The following is a 20,828-nucleotide window of genomic DNA, read 5'->3' as shown; positions in this document are numbered from 1 at the left end:
TATAGCTGTTTACAGGAAGATAGGTGAACAAATATGTCCTTTATTGATGAAGAAAATCGTATGAAACGTACAAGGGAAAAGAAGCACAAAGGTCTTGTTATTTCTAGCATAGCGGGGACTGTTGTAGGAGCTTCATGGTTTGCATTTGGAGCTCCTTTGTTTTCAAAGTCCGAGACTAAAAATATGCAGCAAGCAGAAGCAAGTGAAGGAAACATAGTGAATGAACCATCACAAATGATGCAACATTCCGGCTTTGTAGATGCTGTTGATCGCGCTTCCGAAGCGGTCGTTGGTGTAATCAATATTCAGCGTGATCATTTTTCTGAAGTAGATGCAGAAGCTGGCACAGGATCAGGTGTTATTTATAAAAAAACAAATGGTCATGCTTATATTGTCACAAATCATCATGTCATTGCTGGTGCGAATCGAATTGAAATTAGCTTAAGTGATGGGACAAAAGTTCCTGGAAAAATATTAGGAAGCGACATTGTGACCGATTTAGCTGTTATAGAAATAAATGCGAAGCCTGTCAAAAAGGTAATTGAAATTGGTGATTCGAATACAGTACGTCGCGGGGAAGCAGTTATTGCGATCGGAAACCCACTTGGATTACAGTTTTCAGGGACAGTAACACAAGGAATTATATCTGCAAACGAACGAATTGTTCCTGTAGATTTAGACCAAGATGGACATTATGACTGGCAAGTGGAAGTGTTACAGACCGATGCGGCTATTAATCCAGGAAATAGTGGCGGGGCGCTTATAAATGCAGCGGGGAAACTGATTGGAATTAACTCCATGAAAATCGCTGCAAAAGAAGTAGAAGGAATTGGTTTAGCGATTCCTGTGACAAGGGCCGTTCCTATTATGAATGAGCTTGAAAAGTATGGTACTGTAAGAAGGCCATATATTGGAATTGAACTTCGGTCATTAAATGAAATTCCAAACTACTACTGGGAAGAAACGTTACACTTGCCGGGTGGCGTTACAAATGGTGTGTGTATTTTAGACGTGAAAAGTCCATCACCAGGTGCTGCCGCAGGCCTTAGAGAGCATGACGTTATTGTCGCGGTAGATGGAAAGCCAATACAAGATATCATTGCTTTTCGGACAGCTTTATATAATAAGAAAATCGATGATAAAATGACTCTTACTTTTTATCGTGGTACAAAGCGCTCCACAACAACAGTGAAATTGGCTAGTCAAAAATATTAAAAACAGGAGGACTGCCTCCTGTTTTCTATTGTAGAAAAGTGAGGTGAGAAATATGAATTTCCCTTGTTGTTTAGAACATGTAGAGTTAGCGTTGGATATCATTGTGGATGAATGCGAAGTCGCACCTGTTATTAACAGTGTGGATAACTCAGAAAAAGAAGAAAAAACATGTGAATTTTGTCAAAACAAAGCGACATATGTTGTATCGAACGCAGATTCTCCCACAATATGTGGGTAATGATTGTGGATATGTGGATAAGTTTTGTGGATAACGTGTTTGTAAGGTGGGGAATACATGTGAATATCTCAATTATTTCAATCGGGAAATTAAAAGAAAAATATTTAAAACAAGGTATTGCAGAATACTTAAAACGATTATCATCTTATGCAAAAGTGGAAGTAATTGAATTACCAGATGAAAAAGCACCGGAAAACTTAAGCGAAGCAGAGATGTTAATCGTAAAAGAAAAGGAAGGTGTGCGTATACTAGACAAAATTTCAGATGATACGCATGTCATTGCACTAGCAATTGAAGGAAAGCAAAAATCATCAGAACAATTTGCAGAAAGCTTAGATTGCCTCGCTACATATGGAAAAAGCAAAATCGCCTTTGTAATCGGTGGATCCCTTGGCTTAAGTACAGAAGTAATGAAACGCTCAAATGAATCTCTATCATTTTCAAAAATGACATTACCGCATCAACTAATGAGACTTGTCCTTTTAGAACAAATCTATCGTGCGTTCCGGATTAATCGTGGGGAACCTTACCATAAGTAAGCACATAGTTATTTTTAGAAGAAGCATCAAAGAATAATTCAATATCTTTGATGCTTCTTTCAGTAGGAGAATTACCTGTATTGACGGTAATTTTATTAATAATTGAATGTAGAAAATCTTTTTGTTGTTCTGGAGAGATATTAGGTAGAATTTTAGAGAATGTATTTAAAACATTAGAGATTTGCTCAAAGGAAATTTCTTTAATTGTAGGTTTAGCTAATTCATATTCCAGAGATTTTTTTTGTTCTAATAGCTCTTCACGTTTAGCTTCTAGCTCATGTATTCTTTTTAATATTAATTGAGGAAGAGTGTCTTCTGTTTCGATTATGTTCATAAATTTTTGAATACTTTTTTGGTTATCAGCTAATGCTTTTGATATATAATTTAAGTTGTTTTGGATAGGCTCTTTTAATGTTTTAATATCCCTGTTAACTCTATCTACTATTTCTTGAAGTATAGTTGGTTTTGAAGTTATCTCTTCAATTTTTTTAAAAACATATTCTTCTGCAATATCTGCATTTATTAAATTGGACTTGCATACAGCACTACCTTTGTAATGGAAATTTCCACATTGATAATAACGTATGTATTCAGTACCGTTTTTATTTTTCTTTATTTTATGTCCAATCATTCCTTGTCCACACATTGGGCATCTTAACAACGTTGTTAGAGGGAAAGTACCAGAAAATGTTTTCGCAGGTTTATGTGATTTTTGATTTGAAATTATTCGGGAAGTTTCCCAAACATCTAAACTAATAATTGGTTCATGTGTTCCTTTTACCGTAGTGGTATTTTCACTTTTCCCTTTTCTTCTCTTTTTACTCCAATTTTCAACTTGATTAAATCGAATAAACCCTGCATAAGCAGGATTAGCAATAATAGTTCTAATAGAATTTATTGAGAATGATTTCTTTCGTTTTGTTTTGTAACCTTCATGGTTTAATTTATTAGCAATTGCTTTATAGCCTTTGCCATTAATATATAAATCAAAGATATATCTAACAATTTTAGCTTCTTCCTCAACAATTTTTAATTCTTTATCTATACAAGTATAACCTAGCATACTGCCACCATTCCATTTACCTTCTTTAGCTCTTTGGGTCATACCTAATTTTACGTTATCAACAATTGTATTCCTTTCTAACTCAGCAACTGCTCCCATCATTTGTAATGCAAATTTACCCATAGGTGTTTCTGTTTCGAAGTTCTCACTAAAAGAGCGAAAGACAACGTTATTTTTATTTAATTCTTCTACTATTTTTAATATATCAATTGTATTTCGAGCTAAGCGTGATATTTTCCAAACAATAACTTCACTAAATAATCCCTTTTTAGCATCTTCTAACATTTTTTGTAGCCCGTGTCTTCCGCTTATAGATGTTCCACTTATACCTTTATCAGCATACTCTTCAACAATTGTTTTTCCAGAAATTTCACAGTGGTTTCGTAATGTATTTAATTGTGCATCAATAGAATAACCGTTGTTAGCTTGTTCTTCTGTTGAAACACGTACATATAATGCTACTTTTGTTTTCATATGTATTATTCCTCCTCAAAAGAATTAATGAATTTTTCTGCCATTGTTTTTTTGTATTCTTTATTTGCTTTTGAAATTATTAATTGTATTTCTTCATAATCCAATTTTGAAAAATCATTTCCGAAAAATTCAAAAAGTAACTCAGCTTTTTCTTCGTTTTTCAATAGCTCAATAAGGTTGTTAAGAATAATGTCTGCTCTTGAGTTGTCAAAGTGTCCAAGTGTCTTTAATTGTTTATCAATCAATTGTAAAAATAAGTGCCTTTTTCTTTCAATTTGTTCTAATTTCTTACTGTAATAACCAGAGTTGATTTTCCATGACAGTTCTTCATCCAGTTTTACTGCCAATTCTAATTCAGCCTGTTTTTCCTCTTTTGACTGTATACCATAATAATTGAGCATTTTTTCAGCATCTTCCTTGATAAGACCAAGCTCCAGTAATATTTGTAGACAAGTTGTATAAGAGGGATTTTTTATTAATTCTCTTTCTAACTGTGAGACGTATGTAACAGCTTTTCCTACTTTTTGTGATAATACTTTAGATGGCATACCTACACGTTTTCTTAAGGCTTTTAGTTCTTCTCCAAAACTTGATTTATTCAATTTTTACACTCCTTTTGTTTTATTCATCGTTATTGTAGCATGCGAGTAGTATTTAGTCAATTTTAAGTAGCATGTCAAGTTGACAACATGCTACTTACATGCTACAATACATTTCTAAGCTACTTAAAAGGGAGGGATGTAATATGAATAAGAAAAAAGAAAAGCAGTTTGAATTGTTTTTAGATAAGCTTTCAACAATAGTTTTAGATTTTATTCCTAAAAATGATTCAGTAAGAAGTGAACCAAAAGAAGAGTCAGTGAAAGAAATTGAAGTAGCATAAGTAGCATGTGTTTCTTATAACATACAGAATTTATTATTGAATTATAGAAAGGAGACTTTTAATATGTTTGATACAGTAAAAATGAAGTTGGAAAACATACATATTGAAAAAGATTTATTTGAAACTATAGGAAATATAAAAACAACAACGTATTACGATAGGGAAACAGGTGTACTGAATGACCGATATATGTTTGAACAGGAAGATATTCCATACATAGTTTATTACTCCAATACAAAAAATTTAATTATTCAGCTATCCATTCCAAAATTTTTATATGGAGAAAATGTAAGTGTAATTAATAAAAATGATATAAATACGTTTTGGGAAAAGTTTGAACAGAGGATAAAGGAATTACTGGGAATTGTTGTGAAAAGGTCAGAATGGATTGTGTTAAGAATTGATGTTTGTTGGAACTTTAATGTTGGAAATAAAGTAAACGATTACATAAAATACTTGGGGAAAAAGAAGCTACCTTATAAAAGTACATACTGCATTAATCAAAGTGAAACGGTAATTTATAAAAATAAAAGTAGTAGAATTATGTTTTATGATAAACAGAAAGAATGTAAGGTGACAAAACAAACAGAAGATATTATTAGAAGAGCAGAAGGTTTATTAAGAATGGAGATTAATCCGTCCATCAAGACTATACAAGAATTATGCCAAGATAGAAAAGCAATAAATGTTTTAACAGTTAAATTTTTCAAGAGAATCACTGAAAGTACAATGAATGCAATTTCATTCAATGAATCAGAATTAGAAAATATGAGCATCTCTTATGGATGGCTATCGCTTCAAAAATTAAATAGGGTTGAAGCCATAATTGGCTTTAATGCCATTAATAACTTCATAGGAGAAGCAAAAGCTAAAGAAATATATGGCTCAACTTTTTATGTTAGAAAAAAATGGGTTGAAGAAACGGGTATTCCCCAATTGAATCAACTGCCTAATGTAACAATTGATTATAAAAGTTTAGAACATAATACTGAATAAAAGCCCAATTTTATGAAAATAATTAGTTAAAACATAAGAAAATAGTGAAATAGCTACGTGTGGAAAGTAGGATTATCCCCTCAATTAACATAACTTCACGTATAAACATCAATTATTATTCAAGCCAAAAAGTCCTCAGTTATTAAGAGGACTTTTCATATGCCGTTAAATCGGGAAATCTATCCAGATAAAAGAAGTTTTTATATACAGTCCTTCTACTTATGTTAAAAATATAGACCGTGTGATTCCGCTGAAAATCCTGTCAATTGAGAGGTTTTTCAGTGTGAATTGCCGTGCGATTTGTAAATTGATATCTCGTTTTAAGAATGAAAAAATTATAATTTTTTCCACTCTATTAGTTTTTCAATGATTTCAAATATTTTCCTCTGTTCATTCACGTTAATTTCTTGAAGCAGTCTAATAATATTTTGATAAGGTAACAAGTCATTACTTTTAAAATTAATATTATTTTTATTATTAGAAGGTTCAATAAAAGAGAAAAATTCTTCTAATGTAATATCTAATGCTGTGGTAATCGTGTTTAGACTTGAAACTGTTAAATTTTTTTCTCCACGCTCTACTTGTCCGATATATGTTGGATGAAGGTTTGCTTTGAATGCCAATTCTTCTTGACTTAAATTTTTGCTTTTTCTTAGTATCCGAATTTGCAAACCAATAATATTAGTTAGATTATCCATTTATATTTACACCCCACACTTAACATAAGATGTAAATGTCAGTATATCGACATACTATTGATATTATTAATTTTATAAAATATACTATAAATATTATTTGTGTTTGTTTTTTACATATTTAAAGGAGGGGATTAAATGGGGCGAATTGAAACAAATGGTACAATTCGAAACAAAAAAATCGGAAAAAATATGGTTTTCATTGTATTGGTTCTTATTTTTGTTATAACCGCTGTATTTGTTGGAATGAAATTGGGTTTTAATAATGCCAAAGTAGCTTTAAATGATAAAAAATTCACAGTAAAACAACTAGAAAAAGAAATAACAAGAAAACAAGAGCAAAATAAAGGAATAAAAGAAGAATTAAGTAAAATAGAAAACGAATACCAAGAAGTAAAAGCACTTATAGTTAAAAAAGAAGGTATTTCAAAAGATATTGAAGGTTTACAGAGAACTGCGGAACAAAAAAAGCAAGAAAATTTATCATTAGATAATCAAATTAATGAGAAAAAAAGGGAATTAGAATTGTTAACTAAAAGTGTGATAGAGAAAAAACAAGAGCCAAGGATTATGGTTGCAGGAACTTTTACTGTAGGAAAAGATATTCCTGCAGGTCGTTATAAAGTTGAACCTAATAAGGGTTCGGGTAATTATTTTGTTAATAAAGGGAATAAAACAAATATTATTTTAGGGAATAGTCATGATAACTTTCTACCAGAGTATGTAATAACGTTAAATGAAGGCGACCAAATTGAAACCAATGTATCTGTGAAATATACGGCTGTGGAGTGAATGGTTAATTAATTATTAGGCAAGTAAAACGAAATAAAAAATAAAAGAGGGGATATATATGGTGAAAAAATGGGGAGCTATATTATTGATAGTAGTATTAATGAATGGCTGTTCTGCTAAAACCGATGAAAATGTTAAAGAAGAAGAATCCAAAAATGAACAAACAGAAGAAATTGAAACTAAGCAAGTTACTCCAGAACAAAAAAATAAAACCGCAAATATACCTAGTAATAAAACAGAAAATAGTGCGGATGAACGTTTAGTTAATGGACTGAATATGTGTGTACCACTATTTAAGGAAGTAAAAGAAAAAGTTGCTCAATCTAACAATTTGGATAAAAAAACAATAGACCCGCAAAAAGTAGAGGAAGCAATTGCAAAGAGTGAAGAGATTTACAAATGTATTGAGAATAATATGAATGATTTATCGGGTACTATACAATATTCAAAAACTCGAGATACGTTTTTCTCCAGTATACAAGAGTTAATCAAATTTAAAAATAAAACGAAGCTTTTTCTGCAAAACAACAATTTTAATGATTATATAGAAGCAATGGCTCACTTCACTAAAGCCTTAGAAAAAATAGATGAAACTGTTACTGTATATCAAGAAGAACAGAAACAATAAGAATAATAACTGATTTTGATAAGTAGTTGAATATTTATGTTTTTTTATGAAGAACAGGAGAAGATGCCCTGTTCTTTTTATATTTTGTAAATTAACCTTGATTATGTCAGAGAAAAGATATCCCTTGTATCATTTGAGTAGACCCAATTGAAACAAAATCTCTTCTTTGATATACTTGGGATAACAATATCTCATATACATGTCTCAAAACAAGAAAGGAAAATGACTTATGAAATATGGGTATGCAAGAGTGTCTTCTTTACAGCAGGATTTAACTGCACAAATTAGACAGTTAGAAGAAGCGGGTTGTGAGGAAATCTTTAGGGAAAAGGTATCGGGTCGTAACAAAGACAAAAGAGATGAGTTTCAAAGGCTGTTGGAAACAGTAGAGAAGGATGACATTATTGTTGTTACTAAGTTAGACAGATTTGCAAGAAGTACAAAAGATGCACTTGCCACAATTGAAATGTTGAATGAGAAGGATGTGTCTCTCATTGTCTTAAATATGGGTGGTGACAAGATAGACACATCTACTGCTATTGGTAAGCTAATGGTGACAGTCCTTGCAGGAATAGCTGAGTTTGAAGCAGATATGATTCGAGAGAGACAACTTGAAGGGATTGCACTTGCAAAGGAAAGAAACGTGTACAAAGGTAAACCAAAGAAGTACACAGACAAACACAAAGGTTTGCAACATGCTTTAGAACTCTTCTATAACAGAGATAAGAATGGTATGACTGTGAAGGAAATTGAAGAGATAACAAAGATAAGTAGAGCGACAATTTATAGAGCAGTAAGAGAAGTGCAAGCACAATGAATAATACAAGGAATAGAAATATGACAATTAAAGAACGGTCTTTGGATTATCATAGTTGAAGATGGCTTGTTTAACAACGAGATGTATTTATACTTCAAACAGAATGTGTCTTGTTACAATGTTGGGATAGAAAAGAATGATAGGTTATTGATTAAAAAGGATGACAACATTCCTTCTTATGAACGGACAGCAGTAAAGAAACAGTACAAAAAACTACAAGAGGAAGGAATATTGTAAGACAGGGTGCATCCCTGTCTTTATCTTATAAATAAGCAGGTGGCTTAATAGCGGTTTTTCAAGATAAAAAATGTAACTAACAAGCAAGTTTTGATGAATTATAGAGAGAAAAACTAAAAGTATTAGTGGGGGTGCTTATGACCGATTCTAAGTTACTCTATTCATGAGAAGGTGGGAGCAGAGCTGTTCCCGCACTCTGGTGCAAATATAAAATTTTAAGAGTGGTAGTTCAGAAACTGTGATATAATGGATTTTTTTGATAATTTAAATGTATAGCCAAATATGCTATGATAAAATATAGAATCTTTGTTCGTATAGAGTTTTAAAGGGAGAGGTTTAAAGTGGCAAAAAATAAATTAGCTCAACCTTTTTTGAAGTGGGCGGGAGGAAAGCGTCAATTGCTTCCAGAAATTCGTAAGTATGTTCCAAAGAGAATTAATACTTATTATGAGCCCTTCATTGGAGCAGGGGCAGTTCTATTTGATATTCAACCCAAAAGAGCGGTTATAAATGACATTAATAGTGAACTTGCGAGTGTTTATAATGTAATCAAAAATAATGTTGATGAGTTGATTGAAGATTTGAAGAAACATGAAAATGACAAAGATTATTTTTATGAAATTCGTGATTTAGACAGGCAAGAAGAGTATAAAAATTTATCGCCTGTTCAAAGAGCTTCAAGGATAATTTATTTAAACAAAACTTGCTTTAATGGATTGTTTCGAGTGAACAGTCAAGGACAATTCAATGTTCCTTTTGGGAAATACAAAAACCCTCAAATTGTTAATGAAATTGTTTTAAGAGCTGTTCACAACTATTTGAGTTCTAATAATGTGACCATTCTTAATGGAGACTTTGAAACAGCAGTTGAGAAAGCAAAAAAGGGTGATTTTGTGTATTTTGACCCTCCATATGACCCAGTTTCAGATACTTCTTCATTTACTGGTTACAGTTTGGACGGGTTCAACAAAGATGACCAAAGAAGATTAAAATATCTTTTTGTTGAATTGGACAAACGAGGAGTAAATGTTTTATTGAGTAACTCAGCAACTGATTTTATTCAGGAACTATATGAAGGTTTTAATATTCAGATTGTCTCGGCAAGTCGAAACATCAATGCAAATGCTTCTGGCAGAGGGAAAATTGATGAAGTGCTGGTGATGAATTATGAACCAAACAGATAAAGCGTGGGATATATTATTTGACCGTCATAACATATTACAAAATGTCCAACGAAATGGCTTTTTTGAAATTCAAGCCAAAGAAATAAAGAAGGAACGTGAGCCAAGGTTGATGGCTAAGTTTGACCATTATAGTAATCTGCCAAAGCTTTTTAAGGATAACGGTCTGTCTATATTACCTATCTCTCGTTCAAGTTATATTATTGGTGAGTTTGATGTTTATGAAAAAGTCACTTATAACCAAAAATTAAAACCAATTCAAGTGGATTTTCCAAGTGACCTTACAACCATAGACCCAACTAACCTTTACTCTGAAAGTTCAGCTCTTCATTGTGCTCATGTTACTGGTATGATGGAGAATGTTTTGGGAGAACAGTCTTTTCAGACTATATCTGGGAGAATGTCCTCAAAAGAATTTGACTTTAATATTAGGACTAGAAAGGGTAATGACCACCTTGTTAGTATTAAAAACTCTCAAGTTGAAATTGACGGAGGATATGAGAGCCAAAGTCAATTTATGATAGTTGAAGCTAAAAATGCGACTGTTGATGATTTTCTTGTTAGACAGCTTTATTATCCTTATCGTTTGTGGCAAGCGAAAACTTATAAAGAAGTTAAGCCAGTTTTTTTCACTTATTCAAATGATATTTTCAGCTTTTTTATTTATGAATTTACTGACCCTCATAGATACAATTCAGCTAAGCTTATAGGGCAAAAGGATTTTATTATTGCTCATGAGGAGTTAGAGCTTGAAGATATAGTTGAGGTTTTTCATACGGTTCATATTCAACCAGAGCCAGAAATTCCATTTCCTCAAGCTGACTCATTCCCAAGAATTGTTGATTTACTAGGATTGCTCGTTGAGAATGATTTGAGTAAAGATGATATTACTAGGAATTATGACTTTGATGAGAGACAAACTGGTTATTACACTGCGGCTGGCATGTATCTTGGTTTAATTGAAAAGTACAAAGATGAAAACAGACAAGTTATGTTTACACTTACCAGAGCTGGAAGGGGCATAATGAGACTTAAAACAAAAGACAAATTTTTAAGATTGGCAAAGTCAATTCTGGTTCATGAACCTTTCAAGCAAGTTCTAGCTGAGTATTTCCAAACAAGTACACCTCCAGAAAAAGAAAGAGTTGTTGAAATAATGAAGAGGTGTAACTTGTATAATGTTAATTCAGAAAGTACGTATTTCAGAAGAGCTTCAACCGTTATGGGTTGGATAAATTGGATTTTAGAATTACCAGAAACATATTAATGAGCAGGTTTAATGTTAGCTCTTTTTGTATTCCAACTACATAAACTATTGCAGTATGGGGAATGAATATAGTTTTTATTTCAAAGTAAGTAATATTAGTACTAACAAATTTGGTTATTACCCCAATGGATAATTTGTAAAACATTCCTAGTGTTCAATCTTTCCGTGGTTAAGAAAAAAGAACGTCACTTTCAAAGAAGGACGTTCTTTTTTCTTAATTAAAAAGTTTGACCGTGTTCGTAGTTTGCAATAATTCCACCAGTATTGCCGTCTGAATTATTAGATGTAAGTGTATTGCCTAAATTATATACTAAGTTAGTTCTTTGAGGGGCAGGGTAATCTCCATGAGCAGACTGTAAAATTTCTATAGAACTATTTAATCCAAAAGAAACAATACCAATAATAGCTAAACTTAACACAATTGAACAAAGTTTTTTCATCACTTTAACGCTCCTTTTTCTGATAATTCTTGTTTAGCTTTATAAGCTGAATAGAAGTATTTTGCTGATTTTTCAAGGTTTAGCATCTCATGAAATTTGACCGCCAATATTTCTTCATATTCTTGTACGTAGCCTAATAACCGCTCCTTCTTAAAGTATGCAGTGCCTAAGATAATTATAGTTTCTAATTCCTCTAAAGGGATATTGTCGTTCATTCCTTTTAAAATTAAAAAATGATGCTTGTATTCTTCATTTTTTAATTTTTTACAAACATCCAAACCTTTTCTAATAAATCCATCTGCTACCTCTTTTTCTCCAAGTTTAAAATGTTCTCTTGCTTGTAAGAAAATAGCTTTGAAGTGGTTAGGGATTTTTTGATTAACTTCTGATAAATGGCGAATAGCCAAACTTGAAAGGTTTTGGCTTGCATATAGCCAACCTAAATTATTTCTAACTCTTAAAATTAAGGTTTCTTCATTTTGCTTCTGTAAAATATCTATTGCAGAAGTGAAATATTCTTCTGCTAATTCAAATTGTTGTAGCTGTACACAAGCCCCTCCTAAGATATTTTTACATAGAGCTACATTAATTTCGCAACCAGTATGTTTAGAAAATATCTCTTCTGCTTTAGATGCACACTTAATACCCATAAGTGAATGAAAAGTAATGTTATAAAAAGATGCAATTCTATAATAAAATTCAGCTTGTTCTAGTTCATTAAAAACGAATTTTAAAAGATTTTCTGCTTTCTCATAATGTTCTTTAGCTTCATTATGATTTGCAAGTAGAGTTGCATGAATAGCTTTGAAGAAATGATAGTAGTAAGATAGAAAGTCATCAGTTGGTGTATCAAAAGATTCGATTTTATCAAAACTTTCTTTTGTGATATTTAAACCATCAGTTAGTACCTTGTATCTAAAATCTAACAATGAATAATATAGTAATAGATTTTGGTTTTCTTCGATGTTGTTAATTTGCTCATCAATTTCTTTTTTTAATTGCTGTGCTTTAGTTACATGTTGTGCCAGCATAGCTACATACCAGTCATTTAATAATTTCGTAACTTGTTCATTCCCCTTCACTGGAACGTTCATAGAATCCCTTCCTTTTTGAATATTCTTATAATTCATGATAGCAAGAATAAAATACAATAGAAATGAATTTCTAATATTTCTCAACATTTATTTAATAATTTTGTTTTAATTATAGAAGAAAACCTCATTAATTATTTGTATTTAGAAAATTCGAATATTTGGAACGGTAAAATAATCCGACATGGTATAATTTTCTTATGAAATAATAGGAAAAGGAGGTACTGTATGGTTCAAATAAAAGTAACACCAGAACGTTTGGAACAATCGGCAAAGATAGTTCGTGAAGCTAAAAATAGATTAGAACAAATACATAAAGATTTATATCAACAAACGGAATATATTGCTTCAATGTGGAGTGGTGCAACAAGTCAAAGGTTTTATCAGATGTTTAATGAAACAAAACCTCAAATGTTTAATGTATTTCGGGAATTTGATAAAATTGCAGAAGAACTAATGAATGCAGCGGAAAAGTTCCGTAATGCTGATGAACTTTATGGCGGTAACTTAGTTGATGAAAGTTTATCTAATGAAGATATTGAAGAAGGGGCAATGTGTGGTAAACTTATTCCAAAATCTGATTTAGAGAAAGCTTGGGATGGTCTTTATACTGGTGCAGGACAAGCTGTTGGTGATGCTTGGGAAGGATTTAAAGCGTTAGGTGACGGTGAAACATGGTCAAATATGTGGGATGCTGTTGTTAATTATGATGAAACTTTTCCTGCAATGTGGAATGTTTTCTCGGACTCCTTTATGAACGATGTTTGGTATGGTGATGTTGAAAGTGGATTCCGTTGGGGCTCTTATCTATTGACATCAATCGGTACAGGATTACTTGGAGGAAAAGGGCTTGATAAGGTTTCTAAGCTTGCTAGAGGAGTAAATGTTTATAAAGTAACAGAAGCCTTCCCACCACGTTTACAACCTGCTTTTGCGGATGGGCTTACTAGTGGGACTATGACTAGTATGTTACCGCCAACAGGAAACTGGGGTAATTACCTAAGTGGTTATCTTATGTTTGCTAGACCATCATGGAGACAATCGGAGCTTGATGCAGGAGATACCTTTTCTAAACCAAAATATACAGACCAAATATCATTTAAAGATAGAGAAAAAGTTTCTTACGGTACTAAAGGGAGTACAAGACCAGACTTTTTCAGTTACGAAGAAGGTCGAAGTATAGAGATAAAAAATTATAATGTTACAACATCAAGTGGAAGAAATTCATTAATTAATATTGTTGTAAAACAATTTGAAGATAGGATAAAACATTTACCCGAAGGAGTTAAACAAACTGTTTTAATTGATGTGCGAGGACAAACGGTAACAAAAGAAACGTTAAAACAAATTAAAGAAGAAATAACGCAAAGAACATTTGGACAAATAGAGATTATCATCAAAAAAGACAGTAATTAAAAGGGAGTGAAGAAATATGGCAACAGGACTTATGGTTGATTTTTATTGGTATCAACTTGGTACATCAGATTTTGTACATTCGTTCTTTTCAACAATAAGCTACCATTTAGAAAAAGAAGGATGGGGAACAAAATATCCTCACTTAATGAAAGAACTATATAGTGGAAAACTTCCGCTAGAAAATATTCCAAAGGCGATTAAAGAAGCAAAAGAAGTGCATGAAAAATTGAAGCTGTTTTCACCATCAGAAGTAGTATGGGATATCGAGGATTTATCTAAACAGCCACCTTGGGGTGATGATATTTCATCAGACATAAAAGACCTTTCAAACTATTTTGTTACAAGTGATGGGAAAGATATGTTTGAGGTATTATTTTATGCTTTAAATGAAGCTCTTGAAGAAAAAGTAGATTTAAAAATAGAGACTTTGTAAACGATGTAATAATTGTATAGTATATAGTTTGCAATTTAATCACAGACTTTTAATTAGGAAGAAATATAAACATAAATTGCAAAAGTTTACATTGAAATAAAAGGTTAGACTAATTCTCCATAAGTTATGGAGAATTAGTCTAAATACATATAAATACTTTATGTAAATTAACTATGTTCTTTAGTGATGTTCGGTGAACCGTATCACAAGTGATGGTAAAGCGGAAGATTGATATAGAGTTTTTATTCAATTAATTGGTGGGAAATAGCATCCTAATGGTTCAAATTAGTATGATTATTGTTGTATTATAATGCTAGTAGGCTTCATCCAATAAATATAATATAAAGATGATTATTTTTAGTTGTTTAGAAGGCAAAATATAAGAAGCCAAGTTTATTATACTGATAAATACTAAAAGGGGGAGTTTATTTTGTTCAAAAATCTAATATATTTTGATTCAAATAAAGTTGCAGAATATAGGGCAGTACTAGAGGGGAAAAAATATGTAAAGATAAACAAGGTCAAAGTAAATTCAGGGAAGTCCGTAAACGCTAAAGTTTCAGTACTTTCAGGGGGGATAAGTGGAAGTAACGAAATGGAAGGGGAAATAGTAGAGAGCCTAATACTTGACTGTAATGAATTTGAAGATTTACTTGAAAGTAATAGTAAGGATAATTATTTTGATTTTTCACAGGATGAATGGGATGCTGAAACAATACCTAGAACATCTATTATTCGTTTTGAGGGAGATTTTCGGATTCCTACAGAGTTTGATATGATGGATTTAATTAACAAAGGAAAGCCTATGTTAACTTCAAGCATGAACATACAAAACGCTCAAGAAGAAGAATTATTCAATAAAATTTTTGCAAAGGAAAGCACAAAAATTCCAGCCTTTCTTGAATGCAACAAGTTTGAAGAGCGAGTAGGTTTTGCGAAATTAAATGCAAATAATCTCTGTTATGAATTAGAGCATTTAGAGGATTTTGAAGATGAAGAAGTAACTGTAATTGCAAAAGTTCTATCTCGAAAAAATGTAACGGATAAACCTATAGTTGTATTTGACATTATGAAGGATTTATTTTCTTTAGGTCGAGGAATTAGAAGAACAATGGGTAAAGAGGAAATTGAGGATATACAAAGTATCACAAGTGATAAAAATATTATAATCCTAGAAGTTTTAGCAATTTATCAATAGTAATGAAAGTCGTATCGTTATTGATAGTAAAATACAAATTTTTATAGAAGAATTTTGAGTAAAAGTCTCTTCGGTAAGTTATGAATATATAACTTATCGAAGGGATTTTTTATTACCAAAACATACATATTTAGTAATATACTACATTGGAAATATGATACAATAATTTAAAGGTGGGAAATAGTAAAGGGATTGCATGGATAAAAATTTAAATTTAATTTTTTGTAAAGGAGAAATTATGGATCCATATATCATAAATGATGCAGATGTTCAGAGCATATTACAACAAAAGGGATTAATAGCAACATCCATTACTAAGTTACCCAAAAGTGGGCAGAGGCAGGTATTCCAGGTAACCCTTAGTACCGGAAATGTAAGTATGCTTAAATTTGTTGATGTTTCACCCTATAACACATTTAACAGATTAGCATTTAGGGAAATATCAGCTAATGATTTTGAATCCGAACGTGATTATGAAATAGAGGCTAGATCAAAGAGAATTATTAGAGAGCTTAATGCATCAAAAAAATGTCCGATTCTACCTCAATTAGAGATTTTTGAAGAACATCAAATATTAATAAAAGAAAATTATCGTTTTATTTATTATTTTGAAACAAGATTTGAGGGAGATACACTAAATAGTAGTGAACTGTATCGGAGCCCTCAAAATATTGATGCGATTGTGGCATTTTTATTCCAAATGGTTAATCAAGTTAAGGTAATGCACGATAGTGGGTATGTGCATAGGGATTTAACGCCGCGAAATATTATATACCATCAAGGTAATTTTAAAATAATAGATGCTGGTTTGGTAAAATCAAATGAAGAGGAAAAACTTACTGGTACAAGAATGGCCATAGGAACGCCTTATTATATGGCTCCTGAGCAAGAAAAAAGAACTTCCGATTATACTTGGGACTTTAGAACAGATTTATTTCCATTGGGATTAATTGCAATAGAAATATTTCTCCCAGAAACCCGAACGATGGGTATGAAAAACATACGGGATATGCATTATGTATTCCAGTTATGGAAAGGGAAAGATTCTAGTTCTAAGTCTGTACTACTATTTAGTAAAGTAATATCTAGATTGGCAACACAACAAAGGCATAGAAGATGGTCAAATTTAGATGAACTATTAAATGAATTAGAAAATCTAATGGGTCAGGAGGAAAAATAATGATTTTTGCACAACATGGTCCTTCTTGGAAGCCAAAGTTAGATAGATTTTATGCTAACAGATTAATAGATGGTGTAATTTGGGATCCAAGGGAAGAAACTATAAGCCGAATTAAGGATGTAAGAGAAGATAATACAGATTATTCTTTAGGAAAAAATATAGTAGATTTAAAAGTGTATTATAAGCAATTTTCTGGATCAATTCCAAAAAAATTGAATGATCTTTCTTATTTTCCTGAACAAGATATAGATAGAGCTTTTTTAAGAAACACCAGCAATATTGAGAACTTAGTGGAGAGTTCTATTGATTTTCAATTAGATTTTAATGTAGATGCATTAATGGCCCCATCCCTATATTTGTATAGTTTTAATGATAGAATAGTTGATAAGCTTTTTGATATATGGGAAATTTTTAATGAGAGCGTATCTAATCGGGGAATAGAAGTTGAGAAATATGTTTCAGTTATTTTTAGTGAAAGCGCGCTGGAAAATAAATCATATATTGCAGACTTTTTAGATGATTTTAGTGATATATCTCATAATTTTGATGGTATATATATTACTATTGATCGAGAGAATAATAATAAACATAGGCATGATTTTAATCCTACTCGACTCCAAAATATGCTTCAATTTATTTATGATTTAAAAAACCTTGGGTTAAAGGTTATCATTGGTTATGTGGGGATAGAAAGCATCTTATATTTTGCAGTTGGAGCTGAGGCAATTGGTACAGGTTGGTTTTATTCATTAAGAAACTTTAATAAGGAACAAAAAGGTTTAGAACCAGTTGAAGGTATGGGAAGACAAAAGAAAAGATATACTTCCATGAAGATGCTATATGAATTAGCAATAGAGGACGAAATATTTAGTATTCCTGAGGAATATCAGGATGAAATGTACGGGAAGATTTTATGTGATTGTGAGTTAGATGATAAAATAAACTCAGGAAATATTGAAAGTATAAACTTAAATGAAATTTATCAACAATATTTTGAAGCCTTGAAGAAAGTTGTTGAAGATATCGTTGAAAAAGAAAGCATTGATGAAAAATTAAGGCTAGTGAATGAAATAGTTGATACAGCAGAATCTAATATAAACCGTTACAATGAACTGAATCCATTACAAAGGATTAATGGTAGGCATATAGGGAATTATAAGAATGCCTTAAATGGATTTCAAGAAGATAATTTTATTATTCTATAAGTAGCATGATAAAAAGAAGCTATTCAATTTAGTGATAGCTTCTTTTTATTGGGTTGAAATGGAGAAGGTCGAAGTTTCTAACTGATACTTAGCGATACTAGAAATTAATGAAGGATTAATCGTAAACTTCAAAGTTTCTTTTTTAGGGTTGAATAGGTATTCAATTTTGTTATCAGAAACACCAATCAGTCCAACATTATAGGTTTGAAAATAATCTAATTTATTTTGTTTTAATTTGTATGCTAATTCAATTGGTAAAACTACATATGAATAAGATGAGAATTTTTTATTAATGGAAGCTTGGAGTATAGCTTTTTTCCATTTTTGTAATTTTGCTTCATAAGATATGAATTGTAATATAGGGAATTCGAATTCTTCAGAGATAATATATCGATTTGAATTAATTTCTGTAACTATGTTTGTTTTAATTAACTTAGATAATATAGTGCTTAATGTTTTCTCTCCATAATCTGTACTTTTTTGTAGATAGGTAAAGGTACGAATTGCTTTTTTGTGTAAAAAGGCTAATACCTTAGCACATTGGTAAGATGAAAGTAAATTTGCTTGATCATAACTTAGTAAGTTGGAATCATTAATAATTACCTGAACTATATCTACATTTCCAAATCGCGCATTAAACTCCGTTAGGATTTTCTCATTTTCGTTTAAATCAGCTTCTTTTAGTTGTATAAATTTATTTTGTAAGCATAATTCGCTTGTGAACATTTAAAACACCTCTCATTAATCTTATATCATATTTTGCAATTATGTGTAACTATATTTGATTTAATGGAAGGGAATTTATTGAAAATTTACCTATAAATAATATATATGATCTTGATATTAAATTACTTGATAAATCCTCTTATTTTAATTAAATGATATATAAGGGTATTCTATATAATTTATGAAATAATATACAAATAAAATAAAACGCTTCTATAAAAAGCGCTTTATTTCTGATCAAAATCAATAATATCTCTAATATCCTCAATCTCAAAAGTTTCTGCAATCTTCTCTATATGTCTAAAGTTAATATTTTGCCTTTTTTGATTAGCTAATTCACTTAAAGCTGCGTGACGGATATCTGTTAATCGTGATAATTCTCTTAAGGAGATTCCCTTTTCTTTAGTTAATTCATGTATTTTTACTATAACTTTTTTTGTCATCTTTATCCCTGCCCAACTTATATCAGTTGACTTTATGGAAAAAGATACCATATAATTTTTCTAAAAGTGGTACGCTTTTACGTACCGTTCTATTCCTTTTATTTAATAAGTATATGTAGGTCTCTCGTTAATATCAAAAGAGAAATATTATACTTTTATAACTAAAGAGACGAAGTCTCCCTCTACGTAGTAGAGAAGAAGGTAAGGAAGTATAAGAGTTAAAGAAAGAAAATTCAATTTATTTAAAGTGGTTTAATTTAAGGAAGGGAAGATGAGAAATTTGAAAGAGGACGTAGTAGTACATAAAGAAGTAAAGAGACCTATTTGGAAAAAGAAAAGATTTTGGATTTTAGGTATTATTTTAATTCTATTTATTACTTCTAAATTAGGTAGTTCAATTGATACGCCAAGCGGAATAGAAGAAGATTTTTATAAAAGTTCCCTTTATAGCTTTCACGAATTAAATATAGCAATTGAGGAGAATGCATTTCCTGATAAAAAGGTGACTAAGTGGGTAGCTGATCATATGCGTGCAATGGAAAATTATCCGAATGATTATAGCGAAAAGGAAAGGATGATATTAATTCATTTTAGGGGGCTAATTACAAGTGTAGGATTGTTAGAACAATCAGGGGATAGAAATATGTTAGAAGAGAAAATTAATGAAGCTCGTTCAAATTTAGCCAATATTTTAGAGGTTGAAGAGGATTATTAACTTTAAAATGTATAATTATATAACTCAAAGAAGGAACCGTCCATTAAAATGGCGGTTTTTTCACATTTTAGACACATTTTTAAAAAAAGTTTAGAAAAAACATGTGAAACCGGGAGAATGTTTTGCATCTGTTCTGTTTCTTTAGACGAGAAATAAAAAGGAGGAGCAGGATATGTCTGGTTATAATTACAAATTTGTAGAGTTGGGGAGGTTTTTAAAGGTAGTTGAATATGAAAGAGAAGTAAAAACAGGGATAAATAAACATTATAATAGGCCATTAAAGAAACGAAATAAATTAAACTTCGTAAGTGAAGGAAACAAAAAAGAAACAAAAGTAAGAGGATTGAAAAATAAGGAAATTGATGATTTTCACCACCTTTTATACCTTAATTTTAAGAATTATAGAGATCAATTAATTACTTTAACTTATAGGGAAAATATAGCTGTAGAGAAAGCATGTAAAGATTTTGAGAGATGGATAAAACGTATGCGCTCCAAATTTGGAGATTTTAAATATTTAGCTGTCCGTTCTTTTCAAAAGCGTGGAACAATTCATTATCATGTATTGGTTAATATTCCAAGGATTCCACTTGAAATGTTACGCAATAAGGAATTTGAAAATATATGGGGGCATGGAGGAGTAAATATAAAGAAGATATACGATGTAAATGTTGTTTATTCTCAATCTAAACTATCTCAATATTTAGTAGATAATATGCAGAAGTTTAAGAAAGATGAAAGAGGATATGGAAAACAAGCTTACACATTTAGTAAAAATTTAAAAAAACCTAAGGTTAGAACTGGTAACTATGATGAATTTATGAAATGCCTTGAACTGATAAATTTGGAAGCTATAGATGAGAAAGGGTATAAAAATGAGTATCGGGGCGATGTAAAGGTAACTATTTATAAGAAAAAAGGTTCTTAAGAAAATAGTTTTAAAACAGATTAATTTT

The 20,828-nt window shown here is 31.1% G+C and carries 24 protein-coding genes; 17 read left to right on the top strand and 7 right to left on the bottom strand.

From position 1 onward, the window contains the following. Positions 1–33: 33 nt before the first annotated feature. The 3 genes from MR059_RS10160 to rlmH are packed head-to-tail and all read left to right on the top strand — an operon-like array spanning position 34 to position 1,992. Positions 34–1,215, top strand: a complete 1,182-nt coding sequence (locus MR059_RS10160) for a S1C family serine protease (RefSeq protein WP_012096445.1) — start codon at positions 34–36, stop codon at positions 1,213–1,215. Positions 1,216–1,267: 52 nt separating this feature from the next. Beyond that, positions 1,268–1,453, top strand: a complete 186-nt coding sequence (locus MR059_RS10155) for a CxxH/CxxC protein (RefSeq protein WP_012096444.1) — start codon at positions 1,268–1,270, stop codon at positions 1,451–1,453. 59 nt (positions 1,454–1,512) lie between these two features. Then, complete coding sequence (rlmH, locus tag MR059_RS10150; protein WP_012096443.1) at positions 1,513–1,992, top strand: 23S rRNA (pseudouridine(1915)-N(3))-methyltransferase RlmH; 480 nt, start codon at positions 1,513–1,515, stop codon at positions 1,990–1,992. Here rlmH and MR059_RS10145 read toward each other — a convergent pair. Together MR059_RS10145 and MR059_RS10140 are read right to left on the bottom strand one after the other, a co-directional pair. Continuing rightward, entirely contained in the window at positions 1,964–3,529 is a 1,566-nt protein-coding gene (locus MR059_RS10145) for a recombinase family protein (protein WP_012096442.1), read from the bottom strand. The genes rlmH and MR059_RS10145 overlap by 29 nt on opposite strands. A 5-nt stretch (positions 3,530–3,534) precedes the next feature. Next, positions 3,535–4,131 carry a helix-turn-helix domain-containing protein gene (locus MR059_RS10140; protein ID WP_012096441.1) on the bottom strand — a complete coding sequence of 199 codons (597 nt, stop codon included), beginning with the start codon at positions 4,129–4,131 and terminating at the stop codon, positions 3,535–3,537. Between the two features lie 143 nt (positions 4,132–4,274). Here MR059_RS10140 and MR059_RS10135 point away from each other — a divergent pair, with 143 nt between their 5' ends. Continuing rightward, entirely contained in the window at positions 4,275–4,412 is a 138-nt protein-coding gene (locus MR059_RS10135) for a hypothetical protein (protein ID WP_160300284.1), read from the top strand. Positions 4,413–4,475: 63 nt separating this feature from the next. Continuing rightward, a complete protein-coding gene (locus MR059_RS10130; RefSeq protein ID WP_012096440.1) occupies positions 4,476–5,408 on the top strand; it encodes a hypothetical protein in 933 nt (310 codons plus the stop codon). A gap of 335 nt (positions 5,409–5,743) precedes the next feature. Here MR059_RS10130 and MR059_RS10125 read toward each other — a convergent pair whose 3' ends face one another. Next, positions 5,744–6,106: a helix-turn-helix domain-containing protein gene (locus MR059_RS10125; protein ID WP_012096439.1), complete on the bottom strand. Its 363-nt coding sequence runs from the start codon at positions 6,104–6,106 to the stop codon at positions 5,744–5,746. 135 nt (positions 6,107–6,241) lie between these two features. Between MR059_RS10125 and MR059_RS10120 the strand changes: the two genes are divergently transcribed. The 5 genes from MR059_RS10120 to MR059_RS10100 all read left to right on the top strand — a co-directional run bounded on the left by MR059_RS10120 (position 6,242) and on the right by MR059_RS10100 (position 11,025). Continuing rightward, entirely contained in the window at positions 6,242–6,895 is a 654-nt protein-coding gene (locus MR059_RS10120; RefSeq protein ID WP_012096438.1) for a hypothetical protein, read from the top strand. Positions 6,896–6,953: 58 nt separating this feature from the next. After that, positions 6,954–7,523, top strand: a complete 570-nt coding sequence (locus MR059_RS10115) for a hypothetical protein (RefSeq protein WP_012096437.1) — start codon at positions 6,954–6,956, stop codon at positions 7,521–7,523. 229 nt (positions 7,524–7,752) lie between these two features. Further along, on the top strand, positions 7,753–8,340 hold the full coding sequence (locus MR059_RS10110; RefSeq protein ID WP_012096436.1) for a recombinase family protein: 588 nt from the start codon (positions 7,753–7,755) through the stop codon (positions 8,338–8,340). A gap of 578 nt (positions 8,341–8,918) precedes the next feature. Next, the gene (locus tag MR059_RS10105) at positions 8,919–9,761 is read left to right on the top strand and encodes a DNA adenine methylase (RefSeq protein ID WP_012096435.1); all 843 of its coding nucleotides are present in this window, start codon (positions 8,919–8,921) and stop codon (positions 9,759–9,761) included. Next, the gene (locus MR059_RS10100) at positions 9,745–11,025 is read left to right on the top strand and encodes a type II restriction enzyme (protein ID WP_012096434.1); all 1,281 of its coding nucleotides are present in this window, start codon (positions 9,745–9,747) and stop codon (positions 11,023–11,025) included. The genes MR059_RS10105 and MR059_RS10100 overlap by 17 nt, the downstream gene beginning before the upstream one ends. A gap of 218 nt (positions 11,026–11,243) precedes the next feature. Here MR059_RS10100 and MR059_RS10095 read toward each other — a convergent pair whose 3' ends face one another. Beyond that, positions 11,244–11,465, bottom strand: a complete 222-nt coding sequence (locus tag MR059_RS10095; protein ID WP_049759285.1) for a Phr family secreted Rap phosphatase inhibitor — start codon at positions 11,463–11,465, stop codon at positions 11,244–11,246. Next, positions 11,465–12,559, bottom strand: coding sequence for a response regulator aspartate phosphatase (locus MR059_RS10090; RefSeq protein ID WP_012096432.1), 1,095 nt, complete (start codon positions 12,557–12,559; stop codon positions 11,465–11,467). The genes MR059_RS10095 and MR059_RS10090 overlap by 1 nt, the downstream gene beginning before the upstream one ends. A gap of 225 nt (positions 12,560–12,784) precedes the next feature. Between MR059_RS10090 and MR059_RS10085 the strand changes: the two genes are divergently transcribed. From MR059_RS10085 to MR059_RS10065, 5 genes are all read left to right on the top strand, one after another. Then, positions 12,785–13,972 carry a WXG100 family type VII secretion target gene (locus MR059_RS10085; RefSeq protein WP_012096431.1) on the top strand — a complete coding sequence of 396 codons (1,188 nt, stop codon included), beginning with the start codon at positions 12,785–12,787 and terminating at the stop codon, positions 13,970–13,972. Positions 13,973–13,988: 16 nt separating this feature from the next. After that, positions 13,989–14,405, top strand: coding sequence for an immunity 70 family protein (locus MR059_RS10080; protein WP_012096430.1), 417 nt, complete (start codon positions 13,989–13,991; stop codon positions 14,403–14,405). A gap of 430 nt (positions 14,406–14,835) precedes the next feature. Next, positions 14,836–15,603, top strand: coding sequence for a DUF6414 family protein (locus tag MR059_RS10075; protein WP_012096429.1), 768 nt, complete (start codon positions 14,836–14,838; stop codon positions 15,601–15,603). A 196-nt stretch (positions 15,604–15,799) separates the two neighbouring features. After that, positions 15,800–16,783 carry a protein kinase domain-containing protein gene (locus tag MR059_RS10070; protein WP_012096428.1) on the top strand — a complete coding sequence of 328 codons (984 nt, stop codon included), beginning with the start codon at positions 15,800–15,802 and terminating at the stop codon, positions 16,781–16,783. Continuing rightward, positions 16,783–17,988: a hypothetical protein gene (locus tag MR059_RS10065; RefSeq protein WP_012096427.1), complete on the top strand. Its 1,206-nt coding sequence runs from the start codon at positions 16,783–16,785 to the stop codon at positions 17,986–17,988. Before MR059_RS10070 ends, MR059_RS10065 begins: the two co-directional genes overlap by 1 nt. Positions 17,989–18,033: 45 nt before the next feature. On the opposite strand, the gene MR059_RS10060 is transcribed toward MR059_RS10065, so the two are convergent. Both MR059_RS10060 and MR059_RS10055 read right to left on the bottom strand, forming a co-directional pair. After that, positions 18,034–18,714, bottom strand: a complete 681-nt coding sequence (locus MR059_RS10060) for a hypothetical protein (protein ID WP_012096426.1) — start codon at positions 18,712–18,714, stop codon at positions 18,034–18,036. A gap of 227 nt (positions 18,715–18,941) precedes the next feature. Next, positions 18,942–19,157, bottom strand: a complete 216-nt coding sequence (locus tag MR059_RS10055) for a helix-turn-helix domain-containing protein (RefSeq protein WP_012096425.1) — start codon at positions 19,155–19,157, stop codon at positions 18,942–18,944. A 271-nt stretch (positions 19,158–19,428) separates the two neighbouring features. Here MR059_RS10055 and MR059_RS10050 point away from each other — a divergent pair, with 271 nt between their 5' ends. Then, positions 19,429–19,872 (top strand): hypothetical protein, encoded by a 444-nt coding sequence (locus MR059_RS10050; protein WP_012096424.1) that lies wholly within the window; start codon positions 19,429–19,431, stop codon positions 19,870–19,872. Between the two features lie 172 nt (positions 19,873–20,044). After that, positions 20,045–20,800 (top strand): rolling circle replication-associated protein, encoded by a 756-nt coding sequence (locus MR059_RS10045; protein ID WP_012096423.1) that lies wholly within the window; start codon positions 20,045–20,047, stop codon positions 20,798–20,800. Positions 20,801–20,828 lie beyond the last annotated feature (28 nt).

It is taken from the genome of Bacillus cereus group sp. BfR-BA-01522, assembly GCF_022662635.1.
Lineage (GTDB): Bacteria > Bacillota > Bacilli > Bacillales > Bacillaceae_G > Bacillus_A > Bacillus_A cytotoxicus.
This window is presented reverse-complemented; position numbering and strand designations above follow the sequence as displayed.